Origin of the sequence: Burkholderia crassaminum, assembly GCF_964265005.1 — a bacterium.
Taxonomy (GTDB): domain Bacteria; phylum Pseudomonadota; class Gammaproteobacteria; order Burkholderiales; family Burkholderiaceae; genus Burkholderia.
Genome location: NZ_OZ183801.1, coordinates 66,038 through 78,293 on the forward strand (window position 1 = coordinate 66,038; position 12,256 = coordinate 78,293).

The 12,256-nt window shown below is 68.0% G+C and carries 12 protein-coding genes; 9 read left to right on the forward strand and 3 right to left on the reverse strand.

Going from position 1 to position 12,256, the window contains the following annotated elements:
* Positions 1 to 83 precede the first annotated feature (83 nt).
* The 3 genes from ACPTTF_RS33580 to ACPTTF_RS33590 all read left to right on the forward strand — a co-directional run bounded on the left by ACPTTF_RS33580 (position 84) and on the right by ACPTTF_RS33590 (position 1,731).
* A complete protein-coding gene (locus ACPTTF_RS33580) occupies positions 84 to 455 on the forward strand; it encodes a CidA/LrgA family protein (protein WP_166966123.1) in 372 nt (123 codons plus the stop codon).
* Positions 452 to 1,186 carry an LrgB family protein gene (locus ACPTTF_RS33585; protein WP_423371949.1) on the forward strand — a complete coding sequence of 245 codons (735 nt, stop codon included), beginning with the start codon at positions 452 to 454 and terminating at the stop codon, positions 1,184 to 1,186. The genes ACPTTF_RS33580 and ACPTTF_RS33585 overlap by 4 nt, the downstream gene beginning before the upstream one ends.
* A 239-nt stretch (positions 1,187 to 1,425) precedes the next feature.
* Positions 1,426 to 1,731, forward strand: coding sequence for a hypothetical protein (locus ACPTTF_RS33590; RefSeq protein ID WP_166966120.1), 306 nt, complete (start codon positions 1,426 to 1,428; stop codon positions 1,729 to 1,731).
* Between the two features lie 82 nt (positions 1,732 to 1,813).
* Here ACPTTF_RS33590 and wrbA read toward each other — a convergent pair whose 3' ends face one another.
* Together wrbA and ACPTTF_RS33600 are read right to left on the reverse strand one after the other, a co-directional pair.
* Positions 1,814 to 2,416, reverse strand: coding sequence for an NAD(P)H:quinone oxidoreductase (wrbA, locus tag ACPTTF_RS33595; RefSeq protein ID WP_423371950.1), 603 nt, complete (start codon positions 2,414 to 2,416; stop codon positions 1,814 to 1,816).
* Positions 2,417 to 2,477: 61 nt separating this feature from the next.
* On the reverse strand, positions 2,478 to 3,203 hold the full coding sequence (locus ACPTTF_RS33600) for a pirin family protein (RefSeq protein ID WP_166966116.1): 726 nt from the start codon (positions 3,201 to 3,203) through the stop codon (positions 2,478 to 2,480).
* Positions 3,204 to 3,331: 128 nt separating this feature from the next.
* Here ACPTTF_RS33600 and ACPTTF_RS33605 point away from each other — a divergent pair, with 128 nt between their 5' ends.
* The 3 genes from ACPTTF_RS33605 (at position 3,332) to ACPTTF_RS33615 (ending at position 6,895) form a co-directional block, all read left to right on the forward strand.
* The gene (locus ACPTTF_RS33605) at positions 3,332 to 4,249 is read left to right on the forward strand and encodes a LysR substrate-binding domain-containing protein (RefSeq protein WP_423371951.1); all 918 of its coding nucleotides are present in this window, start codon (positions 3,332 to 3,334) and stop codon (positions 4,247 to 4,249) included.
* Positions 4,250 to 4,343: 94 nt separating this feature from the next.
* The gene (locus tag ACPTTF_RS33610) at positions 4,344 to 5,465 is read left to right on the forward strand and encodes a Fic family protein (protein ID WP_423371952.1); all 1,122 of its coding nucleotides are present in this window, start codon (positions 4,344 to 4,346) and stop codon (positions 5,463 to 5,465) included.
* A 359-nt stretch (positions 5,466 to 5,824) separates the two neighbouring features.
* Positions 5,825 to 6,895, forward strand: a complete 1,071-nt coding sequence (locus ACPTTF_RS33615) for a lysozyme inhibitor LprI family protein (protein ID WP_423371953.1) — start codon at positions 5,825 to 5,827, stop codon at positions 6,893 to 6,895.
* A gap of 41 nt (positions 6,896 to 6,936) precedes the next feature.
* Here the strand turns inward: ACPTTF_RS33615 and ACPTTF_RS33620 are convergent, their stop codons facing one another.
* Positions 6,937 to 8,034: a LacI family DNA-binding transcriptional regulator gene (locus tag ACPTTF_RS33620; protein WP_423371954.1), complete on the reverse strand. Its 1,098-nt coding sequence runs from the start codon at positions 8,032 to 8,034 to the stop codon at positions 6,937 to 6,939.
* 241 nt (positions 8,035 to 8,275) lie between these two features.
* Between ACPTTF_RS33620 and rbsK the strand changes: the two genes are divergently transcribed.
* From rbsK to ACPTTF_RS33635, 3 genes are read left to right on the forward strand one after another with little or no spacing between them, the layout of a single operon-like run.
* Complete coding sequence (gene rbsK, locus ACPTTF_RS33625) at positions 8,276 to 9,202, forward strand: ribokinase (protein ID WP_423371955.1); 927 nt, start codon at positions 8,276 to 8,278, stop codon at positions 9,200 to 9,202.
* A gap of 60 nt (positions 9,203 to 9,262) precedes the next feature.
* Complete coding sequence (locus ACPTTF_RS33630; RefSeq protein WP_423371956.1) at positions 9,263 to 10,582, forward strand: MFS transporter; 1,320 nt, start codon at positions 9,263 to 9,265, stop codon at positions 10,580 to 10,582.
* A gap of 37 nt (positions 10,583 to 10,619) precedes the next feature.
* Positions 10,620 to 11,567: a dihydrodipicolinate synthase family protein gene (locus tag ACPTTF_RS33635; protein WP_423371957.1), complete on the forward strand. Its 948-nt coding sequence runs from the start codon at positions 10,620 to 10,622 to the stop codon at positions 11,565 to 11,567.
* Positions 11,568 to 12,256: the final 689 nt, after the last annotated feature.

Consider the following 12,256-nt stretch of genomic DNA (forward strand, 5'->3'; position numbering starts at 1 on the left):
ATCGTCCACGCCGGCGCCGCAAGCCGCCGGCCATCGGCCGCGCGGCCGCCCGGCAGCGCGGCCACCTTCGGGAGTAGCGCTTCATGCTGCAGGCGTTCGCGGTCTTGCTGACCTTCCAGTGTCTCGGGGAAGGCGTGTCCTATCTGTTCGGCCTGCCGGTGCCGGGCCCCGTGATCGGCATGCTGCTGCTGTTCGGCTTCGTGATGCTGCGCCCGCAAGTGGCCGACGCAATCGAGCCGACCGCGCTCGAGCTGCTGCGCCACCTGTCGCTGCTGTTCGTGCCGGCCGGCGTCGGCATCATGGTGTCGGCCGACCGCGTGCGCGGCGATGCGCTCGCGGTCGTCGTCGCGCTGGCCGTGAGCACCACGCTCGCGATTGCCGTGACGGCGCTCGTCACGCGGGCGCTGCTGCGGCGCCAGCGGCGCGCGGGCGGTGCGGCGGAGGGCACGCCATGACGGCCTTTCCGAAACTCGGCGCGATCTGGGTCTATCTCGCCGCGAGCCCGTTGCTGGGCCTGACCATCACGCTGATCGCGTATCTGTTCGCGCAGGCCGTCTATGCGCGGGCGCGCTTCAACCCGCTCGCGAACCCGGTGCTGATCGCGGTCGCGCTGATCGTCGTGCTGCTGACGATCACGCATACGCCGTATCCGACGTATTTCGAAGGCGCGCAGTTCGTCCACTTCCTGCTCGGCCCCGCGACCGTCGCGCTCGCGCTGCCGCTGTACCGCCAGTGGTCGAAGCTGCGCCGCGCCGCGGTGCCGCTGCTGGTCGGCCTGCTCGCGGGCTCGCTGACCGCGATCGTGTCGGCCGTCGGCATTGCGGCACTGTTCGGGGCGTCGCACCAGACGATTGCGTCGCTCGCGCCCAAATCGGCGACGACGCCGATCGCGATGGCCGTCGCGGCGGAAATCGGCGGCATTCCTTCGCTCACCGCCGTGCTCGTGATCTCGACCGGGGTCTTCGGGGCCGTGTGCGCGCGCGGGATCCTCAACGTGCTGCGCGTCGACGAACCGGCGGTGCGCGGGTTCGCGCTCGGCGTCGCGTCGCACGGGATCGGCACTGCGCGCGCGTTCCAGGTCAGCGAGGAGGCCGGTGCGTTCGCCGGGCTCGGGATGGGGCTGAACGGCGTGCTGACGGCTTTCGTCGTGCCGATCCTGCTGCCGGTGCTGTCGCGCTGGGTCTGAGCGCCGGCCGGGCCAGAGGCCGGGTTATCGGTTTCCCTGATGGCGCAGGCGAGGCGCCGGAACGACGGCGTACGCGGTGCGCACGTATCGTGGCCGTTATCGGGAGAATTCAGGAACGCACAGGGACAAGTGCATACTGTTCGGCTAACGTTGCATCGGCGCCGTTGTCGCAAGCGGTCGTGTGCGCGCCGGTGTCCTACCCACAATCCACAACCAACAATCGACAAGGAGATCCGGCCATGAAGAAGTCTCGCGTGGTTTCGGTGGCAGTAGCAGTAACGGCGTCGTTCGGTCTGCTGTTGACCGCCGCGCCGGCGGCATACGCGCAGGATCCGGCGTCCGCGCCGACGCAGAAGCAGGTCGACAAGGCGCAGAAGAAGGCGGCCCGCAAGGCCGCCCGGGCGCGGCACGCGTCGGACCTGAAGGCGATCGGCACGGGCAGCGGCTACCGGCTGACCAACGACCAGAGCAACTACCCGCAGAACGCCGCACCGAAGGCGCCCGCGACGAAGGCGGCGCCGGCCGCCCCGGCGTCGGGCCAGTAACGGCCCAGCGCCGGGCACAGCGCAAACGGCGCCGGGTCTACCGGCGCCGTTTGCGTGTGTGCGGGGCCGCGCCGGCGGCGCGTTACGACGCGAGCTTGCTCGCGAGTTCCGCGACGCGCTTGCCCTGGTAGCGCGCGATCTCGAGCTCGTTCGCGCTCGGCTGGCGGCTGCCGTCCGCGCCTGCGAGCGTGGTGGCGCCGTACGGCGTGCCGCCGGTGATTTCGCTCATGTTGACGAGGCCGCTGCACGCATACGGCACGCCCACGATCACCATCCCCTGGTGCAGGAGCGTCGTGTGGAACGACGTAATCGTCGTTTCCTGGCCGCCGTGCTGCGTGCCGGTCGACGCGAACACGCTGCCGATCTTGCCGACGAGCGCGCCCTTCATCCACAGGCCGCCGGTCTGGTCGAGGAACGTGCGCATCTGGCCGGCCATGTTGCCGAAGCGGGTCGGCGTGCCGAAGATGATTGCGTCGTATTCGGGGAGTTCGTCCACCGTCGCGACCGGTGCGGCCTGGTCGACCTTCACGCCGATCGCGCGGGCCTGGTCGACGGGAATCGTTTCCGGCACGCGCTTGAGCGTGACCTCGACGCCGGGCACCGACTTCGCGCCTTCCGCGATGTGCTGCGCCATCGTTTCGACGTGCCCGTAGGACGAGTAGTAAAGAACGAGTACCTTGGCCATGTTGCGAATCTCCGATTAAAAGGGCCCCGCATTCAGCGGGGCCCGGTTTCCCGAACGGGCGTTATGCCCACTCGGCCGTTACTTCGACCGGACGCAGGTCGAACACCAGCACTTCGGCATCCTTCCCGTCGGCGATCCTCAGCGCGTGTTCGCCGCGGATGCGCGCGCCGTCACCTTCGCCGAGCGTCACGCCGTTGACCGTCACGCTGCCGCGTGCCACGTGCACGTAAGCAAAGCGGCTCGGGTCAAGTTCCAGCGTAGTGCTTTCATCGCCGTCGAACAGGCCCGCGTAAATCCGGGTGTCCTGCCGGATCTTCAGCGAACCGGCGTCGCCGTTCGGCGACACGACGAGTGCGAGCTTGCCGCGCTTGTCGCCGTCCGCGACATTCGTCTGCTGATAGCGAGGCTCGGCACCCTTTTCAGCCGGCCCGACCCAGATCTGCAGGAAGTGGACCGGCGTTTCCGGCGAGTGGTTGAACTCGCTGTGGCGCACGCCCGTGCCTGCGCTCATCAGCTGCACGTCGCCCGGCACGATCACCGAGCCGGTGCCCATCGAGTCCTTGTGTTCCAGCGCGCCGTCGAGCACGTACGACAGGATCTCCATGTCGCGGTGCGGGTGCGTGCCGAAGCCGCGGCCCGGGGCGACGCGGTCGTCGTTGATCACGAGCAGGTCGGAGAAGCCGACTTGCTTCGGATCGTAGTAATTCGCGAACGAAAACGTATGACGGGAGCTGAGCCAGCCATGCTCCGCACGGCCACGTTGGTTTGCTGCACGGATTTCGATCATGATTTTTGTTCCTCAAGACGCCGGACCTCGGAAGTGGGCGCGGCCGTTCGTTGAGATGAATCTTAGGTCAATCGATTTGACAAATAAATGGCCGTGGAGATAATGACTGTCGCTATGGAGTGGACAATATGGAACTCAACGATCTGAGAATCTTCGTCGCGACGGTCGATGCGGGCAGCTTCACGGCGGCGGCCGATCAACTGATGCTGTCCAAGCAGTTCGTCAGCCGGCGCACGATGGCGCTGGAGGCGTCGCTCGGCGTGCGGTTGTTGCACCGGAACACGCGCAACCTCGCGGTGACCGAATCGGGGCAGGAGTTCTATGCGCGCGCGCAGCGGATCCTCGCGGAGATCGCCGACGCCGAGCAGGCGATGTCGGTGCGCAGCACCGAGTTGCACGGGTCGCTGAAGATCAGCGCGCCGCTGTCGTTCGGGATCACGCACGTGTCGCCGCTGATCGCCGAATTCCTGTCCGCGCACCCGGCCGTGCGACTGAACCTCGACCTGACCGACCGGCGGGTCGACCTGATCGGCGAGGGCTTCGATCTCGTGCTGCGGATCGGCTCGCTCGAGGATTCGACGCTGATCGCGCGGCCGCTCGGCGCATGGCGGATGATCGCGTGCGCGAGCCCGGCCTATCTGAAGCGGCAGGGCACGCCGCAGACGCCGGCGGATCTCGCCGGCCACACGTGCCTGCTGTACGGGCGCGAGCGGCGCATCGGCTGGGAATTCCGCGTCGACGGCGCGGCGCGCACGTTCGACGTGCAGGGGCCGCTGGTCGCGAACAACGGCGAAGTGGTGCGCGACGCGGCGATCGCGGGGCTCGGCATCGCGCTGCTGCCGCACTTCATCGTCGGCGCGGCGCTCGACAGCGGCGCGCTCGTGCCGGTGCTCGACGCGTACGCGCCGTCGCCGATCACGCTCAACGCGGTGTTCCCGCAGCATCGGGAAGGATTCGTCACGCTGCGCACGTTCATCGGGTTTCTCGCGGAACGGCTCGGGGAGGCGGCGCCCGCGACGAAGGGCGGGGCGGGCCGGGCAAGGTAGCGGGCGGGTTTGCGGTGAATGGGGGCGTTATTCTCCGCAGAATTTGCGGAGAATATTGAGTCGTGCGGTGAATCGGTGGGATAATCTCCGCATCATGAGCGGAGATTACACCTTTATCTGGGAGTCGGCCGGCTGGCCTGCATGGCGCTTCGACCTCCCGGCACTGGCGACGCCACTCGCCGACGTCAGCCGTGCGCAAGGCGTACTGGCCGGGCGGCTGGCGGACGTCGGCCTGGCGCTGCGCGACGAGGCCAGCCTGGCCGCGCTGACGGAGGACGTCGTCAAGACCAGCGCCATCGAGGGTGAAAGCCTGAACGTGGCGTCGGTGCGATCGTCGATCGCGCGTCGGCTCGGGGTCGATATCGGCGCGCTGGCGCCGGTCGATCGCCACGTCGAGGGCGTCGTCGACATGGTGCTGGACGCGACGACCCATGCGGCGGCGCCCGTCACCGAAGCCCGTCTGTTCGGGTGGCATGCGGCGCTGTTCCCGACCGGCTATTCGGGGATGTCGCGGATCACGGTCGGTGGGTGGCGAACGGATGCGACCGGGCCGATGCAGGTCGTGTCCGGGCCGATCGGCCGGCAGCGCGTGCATTTCGAGGCGCCGCCCGCCCCGCGCCTCGCCGACGAGATCGGGCGCTTTCTCGCGTGGTTCAATGCCGCACCGGTCGAGCCCTTGCTGATCCGGGCCGGCCTGGCCCACCTGTGGTTCGTCACGCTGCACCCGTTCGACGACGGCAACGGCCGTATTGCGCGCGCGCTCGGGGATCTGGTCCTGGCGCGTGCCGACCGCAGTCCGCAGCGCTTCTACAGCCTGTCGGCGCAAATCCAGCGCGAGCGCAACGCGTATTACGACGTGCTGGAGCGTACGCAGCGTGGTTCGCTCGATGTCACGGAATGGCTCGCGTGGTTCCTGAACACGCTGGGCCGGGCTATCGAGCACGCGCACACGACGCTCGACGCGGTGCTGGTCAAGGCGCGCTTCTGGCAGCGATGCACCGGCTTCGCGATGAACGCACGCCAGGTCAAGGTCATGAATCGCCTGCTCGACGGCTTCGAAGGGAAGCTGACGACGACCAAGTGGGCGGCCCTCGCGAAGTGCTCGCAGGATTCGGCGCTGCGTGACATCACTGAACTCGTCGAGCGCGGTGTGCTGCAACGCTCGTCGTCCGGCGGCCGGAGCACGAGTTACGAGCTGGTGCCGTTCGACGGTTGACCGCTGTATTTCGTCGGCCCGAAGATCCGGGGGGCCGGCAAGCGCCACAACGCGATCACGCTGCCTGACCGGTTCAAGGGGCAGTATGCGAACCGCGGGCTCGAGTTGGTCGTTGCGTGCGCATCGATCCTGTTCCTCGATGCCGCCGTGGAAGCCGCATTGCGAGACGGCATCGTGCAATGCAGCGTGGCTGCTCCGACGGATGCGCCGACATCGAACGTCGATTGATCGGCGTCGCGCATTCGGGTTAGGCTTCGGCGAGCGACGGCATGCGCCGCATGCCGGGCCGGGCGTTTTTACCTCGAATGCCGCGTGCAGGTAGCTTCTACAGGCGCGCGATCCAGCGACGATCCAAGCCGATGACCCTCCAGAACCGATCGAATGCACGCGGGCAAACCGCGATTTCCGTCAGCGATGCCTCGCACCTGCGTCTGCGATCCGTCGCGACGGTCGCGATGCTGACGCTGTTACCGGCTGCCGCGCACGCGGCCGGCTTCGACTGCGCGAAGGCCGCTTCGCCAACCGAGAAGGCGATCTGCGCGGATGCCGCGCTGTCGAAGCTCGACGGCGACCTCGCGGCGGCGTGGAAGCCGGCGCTCGCGAAAGGCGGCGATACGGCCGTGCTGAAGTCCGCGCAGTTGAAGTGGCTGAAGCAGCGCGACCAGTGCGGTGCCGACGCGTGGTGCCTGGGCGACCGCTACCGCGAACGGCTCGCGAGCCTGAACGGCAGGCCGCTGGCAGCCGACCGCTGGCAGCAGACGTGGTATCGCGACAGTGATAATCCGTCGTTCGGTGGCGTGCTGACGTTCACTGGCACGGCGCCACGTTTGCATTTCGAGCTGAGTGGCAACAACGGCGCGAATACCGGCGAACTTGGTGGCGATATCGAACTGCACGGCAATAGCGGCACGTTTCGTCACGACCAATGCCGTCTCGATTTCAGCCGCAAGGGTGCACGCGTTCAGGTTGCGCAGCACGGCGCCGACGGCGAATGTGGCGCCGGTTCGGGCGTCGTCTACTCGGGCGATTATGTGACGGCGTCGCAGATGCAGGCGAAGCCGCCGGCGGATCTCGTGAGCCTGGATGTGCTCGCCAATGCGACGCAGAACGCGACCGCGCACAAACTGCTCGGTGGCGATTACCAGACGCTTGTCGACATCATCAATTACAGCGTCGACGAAAAGGATCTCGACGGGCTGAACGCGCACGTGGCGTCGTACTGGGTGCGCGGCATCGCAACGACGAACGCGGCGATCGTGATGCGCCGCGGTAACGACCTGTGGATCGGGCTGCTCGTGTTCGACGCGCAGAACAACGTCCGGATGCGCTATTACTCGAACGTGCCGGCGTGGAAGAAAACCGTGCCGAAGACGATCCAGGCGTGGCACGACAATCTCGACAAGACGCTGCCGGTCGACGTGATGCAGTGACGAGCGGGCCGGGCAGTCTGAGCCGCCCGGCGCCTGCCTCTTCATTTCTTTCGCACTGCGCGCGCTTGCGCCGGCGGTGTGGCCGGTGGTGCAGCCGACTCCCGCGCACGTAATTCGGGCAGGACCGCATGACCAGGCCCCGCTGCGCCGTTCTCGAGCGCGTCGAGCAATGCCTGTGCGGCCTGGCGCCCGATCGCGTCGGTGTCGACCCACATCGTCGTCAGCGGCGGCTGGATCTCGCGCGCGAGCGCGATGTCATCGAACCCGGTGATCGACAATTGCGCGGGCACGTCGATGCCAAGCGCCTGCGCTTCGAGCAATGCACCGAGCGCGAGTGCGTCGTTGCCGCAGATCACGGCCGTCGGCCGCGTCGCCGCATCACTGCCGGCGATCGCGCGCAGGCTCGCTCGCCCGAAGGCAATCGTGGCCGCGCCTTCGTGCTGATGGACAGGGCGCACCGCGAGGCCGCGCGCGGCGAGCGTGTCGTGAATGCCGCGCAGGCGGGCCTGCACGCGGTCGTTATCGGCCGACGGCTGCATGATGATCGCGAAATCCCGATGGCCGAGGTCGAGCAGGTGGGTGGTGAGCCGCGCGAACGCCGCACGGTTGTCGAAGCCGATGCAGCAGTGCGGGCTGTCGTCGCGATACGCATAAGTGACGACGTACGGCACGCGGTGCATCGCAAGGAGTTCGAACAGTTCCGGCGGATATGCTTCGCCGACCAGCGACACGGCTTCCACGCCGCGCGACAGCATCGCGCGCACCTGGGCCAGCGCCTGCGCGGGATCGTAGTTCGAGCAGCCGAGGAACAGCGTGATGCCGTGCTCGGCCATGACCGTCTGCATGCCGGCGACCTGCGACGCGAACACCTGGTCGTCGAGCGTCGGGATGATCGCGCCCGTGATGTGGGTGCGCGTGGACGCGAGCGCGCGGCCCGCCGCATTCGGAATCCAGTTCAGCGTGCGTGCGGCGTCGCGCACGCGCTGCTGCACGTCGGCCGACACCTTGCCGGGATCGTTGTACACGCGCGAAACGGTTGCGGTCGATACGCCGGCCAGTTTCGCGACGTCGCCGAGCACCGAGCGGCCGCTGCCGCGGCGCGCCCGGGGCGCGCCGGCGCGGGACGGAGGCGCGCTCATCGGCCGTCTCCCGGCGTGGCGGCGGTGACGGCACCGCGCGTTGTCAGATGCATCGTTGTTTACCCTCAATTCGTGGTGGCACCGCTTGCATTCCCGATCGACCCTGTGAGAATGTAAGCGCTATCTTGGCGTGCTTCCGTATTATGTCAGACACATATTCTATCCATATCGTGAAATTTTCATCGACGACGGCCGTTCCGGCCATTTTGTCCGCTGCAAATGTAAGCGATTACATCGAGAAATGAACGACGCCCATTCACCGCGCATCGCCGTCGTCGGCAGCGTGAACATCGACCTCGTGACGCGCGCGCCGCGCCTGCCGGTGCCGGGCGAGACGCTGCTCGGCACGGATTTCCAGACCGTTCATGGCGGCAAGGGGGCGAACCAGGCGGTCGCGGCCGCGCGCCTGGGCGCGTCGGTCGCGATGATCGGCTGCGTCGGTGACGACGCATTCGGTGCACGCCTGCACGACGCGCTGGCGGCCGAACGCATCGACGTGACGCACCTGGACCGGATCGGCGGCACGGCGACCGGGGTGGCCACGATCACGGTCGACGACGGCGGCGCGAACAGCATCGTGGTCGTGCCCGGCGCGAATGCGCGCCTCGATGCCGACCGGATCGACGCGGCGCGCGAAGCGATCGCGGGGGCGGCGCTGCTCGTGTGCCAGCTCGAAGTGCCGCTTGCCACCGTCGCGCGCGCGATTGCCTGTGCATCCGCGCACCACACGCCGGTGCTGCTCAATCCCGCGCCCGCGCAGCCGCTGTTCGACGCGCTGCTGGCACGGGTCGACTACCTCGTCGTCAACGAAACCGAAGCCGAGTCGCTGACCGGCATCGCCGTCGACGACGATGCGTCGGCCGTGCGCGCCGCCGATGCGCTGTGCGCGAAGGGTGCCGGCAACGTGCTGGTCACGCTCGGCGAGCGGGGCGTTTGCTGGCGCGGCGGTGCAGGCAACGGCCGCGTGCGTGCGATGACGGTGGTCGCCGTCGATACGACCGCGGCCGGCGACACGTTCGTCGGCGGGTTCGCGGCGGCCCGCGCGGGCGGCGCGTCGATGGACGACGCGATCGGCTTCGGCCAGCGCGCCGCCGCGATCAGCGTGACGCGCTACGGCGCGCAGACCTCGATCCCGACGCGCGAGGAAGTGGCGCGCCTGCACCCCTGAATTCCGCATCAGACGGACAGGCCGGAACCGGCCGATACCCGTGACATGGAGACAACCGCAATGAACGAAACCCCGACAGTTCCGCCCGCACCGCCGCGTATCCGGCGCGGGCAACGCATCGCGCTCGCGCTGCTGATGGCGAGCGGCATCGTCAACTATCTCGATCGCGGCACGCTGGCCGTCGCGAGCTCGGCGATCCGCGGCGATCTCGGCTTGTCGCTCTCGCAGATGGGGCTGCTGCTGTCGGCCTTCTCGTGGAGCTATGCGCTGTGCCAGTTCCCGGTCGGCGGGCTCGTCGACCGCATCGGGCCGCGCCGGCTGCTCGGCGTCGGGTTGATCGTCTGGTCGTTCGCGCAGGCGGCGGGCGGCATCGTGTCGACTTTCGGCTGGTTCATCGTCGCGCGCATCGTGCTCGGCATCGGCGAGGCGCCGCAATTCCCGTCGGCCGCGCGGGTGGTGAGCAACTGGTTTCCGCTGCGCGCGCGCGGCACGCCGACCGGGATCTTCAACGCCGCGTCGCCGCTCGGCACCGCGCTCGCGCCGTTGCTGCTGTCAATCCTCGTCGCGTCGTTCGACTGGCGCTGGGCGTTCATCGCGACGGGGGCGCTCGGTCTCGTCGTCGCCGTCGTCTGGTTCGCGCTGTATCGCGATCCGGTGCGCGCGCAACTGTCCGCCGCCGAGCGCAGTTATCTCGATGCCGACGCGCAAAGCGTGGTCGCGGCACCGAAACTGACGTTCGCCGAATGGCGCAGCCTGTTCTCGCACGGCACGACCTGGGGGATGCTGATCGGTTACTTCGGATCCGTGTACCTGAACTGGGTCTACCTGACCTGGCTGCCGGGCTACCTGACGATGGAACGGCACATGAGCCTGATCCGTACCGGCTTCGCCGCGTCGGTTCCGTTCCTGTGCGGGTTCGTCGGTTCGCTGGTCGCCGGCTGGCTGTCGGACCTGATCACGCGTCGCAGCCGCTCGCCGGTCGTGAGCCGGCGCAATGCGGTGGTGGTCGCGATGCTCGGGATGGTCGCCTTCACGATCCCCGCCGCGCTCGTGCAGAGCAACACGGTGGCGCTCGCGTGCATTTCGGTCGTGATCTTTCTCGCGAACGCGGCGTCGGCCTGCTCGTGGGCGCTTGCGACGGCGGCCGCGCCGCCGAACCGCGTCGCATCGCTCGGCGCGATCCAGAATTTCGGCGGTTTCATCGGTGGCGCGCTTGCGCCGATCCTGACGGGCGTCATTGCGCAGAAGTGGTCGTTCGTGCCGGCGCTGCTGGCGGCTGCGGCGATCGCGTTCGCTGGTGCAATGGCCTATCTTCTGCTGGTGCGCAAGCCGATTCCCGAGCAGGCCGCGAACGCCGCGTCCGGACCGTTGCCGGCGTGAGCCCGCCCCCCGCATTCATTGAAGCAAGGAGAAACAGATGCAACACCCGCAGCAATCGAACGTGACCATCGAGGGGATCGTGCCGGTGATGTTGACGCCGTTCGACGATGCCGGCGCGATCGACTACGCAGGGCTCGAACGGCTGATCGAGTGGTATCTGGCGCACGGCGCAGATGCGTTGTTCGCGGTCGCGCAATCGAGCGAGATGCAGTTCCTGAGTCTGGCCGAACGCGCCGAGCTCGCGCACTTCGTGGTCGAACGGGTGGCCGGGCGCGTGCCCGTCGTCGCGTCCGGGCACATCAGCGACGATTTCGACGCGCAGGTCGCGGAGCTGTGCGCGGCGGCCGAATCGGGCGCGCAGGGCGTCGTGCTCGTGACCAACCGCCTCGATCCGCAGCGCCAGGGCAGTGCCGCGTTGCTCGACCATCTTCACCGGCTGCTGGCGCGATTGCCGTCGGATCTGCCGCTCGGGCTGTACGAGTGTCCGGCGCCTTACCGGCGGCTGCTGTCGGACGACGAACTGCGCGCGTGCATCGACACGGGCCGGTTCGTGATGCTCAAGGACGTGAGCTGCGACCTGGAGACGGTGAAGCGGCGCGTCGCGCTCGCCGAGGGTTCGCCGCTGAAGATCCTCAACGCGAATGCCGCGATTGCGTGGGATGCGATGAAGGCGGGTTCCGCCGGCTTCAACGGCGTGTTCACCAACTTCCATCCCGATCTGTACCGGTGGTTGCGCACGCAAGGGGATACGCATCCGGCGCTGGCCGACGAGCTCTCGACGTTCCTGGTCGTCTCGGCGGTGTCGGAGGCGCTGGGGTATCCGGCGCTCGCGAAGCTCTATCACCAGCGGATCGGCACCTTCGCGTCGATCCGCTGTCGCGCGATCGACTACGACGTGCGTGAACGATTCTGGGCACTCGATGCGGTGCTCGACAAGATCGTGGCCGGCACCGAGCATTTCCGCCGTCGGATCGCTGCGCAATAGTGCACGCGGTGTGCCGTTCGCGGCTTGCGGTGCGCGACGGTAGGGTGTGCCTTACAGGCGGCTGCTCGCGGATGGGTTCGGCGGGAAGCGTGCGGCGGCGCACGGTGGCTGCAAGTAAGGTCGGCTTGTTGCGATGCGATGCGATGCGATGCGATGCGTACGCGTCGCGACAAGCGGTATTGGCGGCGTATCTGCCATGCGCCGGATTGCATGAACCCGGCACGTGTTCGGGCCGAACGTGTCACGCGGCGAACCTATCGTGAGTTTCGATGCTGTCGAGGGCGGCAAAGCCGGGCCGCCGCATTGACTGACCGGTCAGGCGGCCCGTTGTCATGAACGACGGTGGGCCGCCGACACCACACCGACGCACGGCCCCATCTTCCTCCATCCCATCGCACCATCGAGCCGCCCGCCGCCCGCCGCCCGCCGCCCGCCGCCCGCCGCGAGCCTCAAGCCTCAAGCCTCAAGCCGAGAGCCGAGAGCCAAGAGCCAAGAGCCAAGAGCCAAGAGCCAAGAGCCAAGAGCCAAGAGCCAAGAGCCAAGAGCCAAGAGCCGTAACCGCAAGCCGCAGCCGCAGCCGCTCGCCCGTCCCTCCGACGCATTACCCCCGCGATCTGCCGCCGCCGTCGGCTGGCCGATGCATGTTCACGTCGGACGACAAAAGCACACAAATCTGATCAAACCCTCTC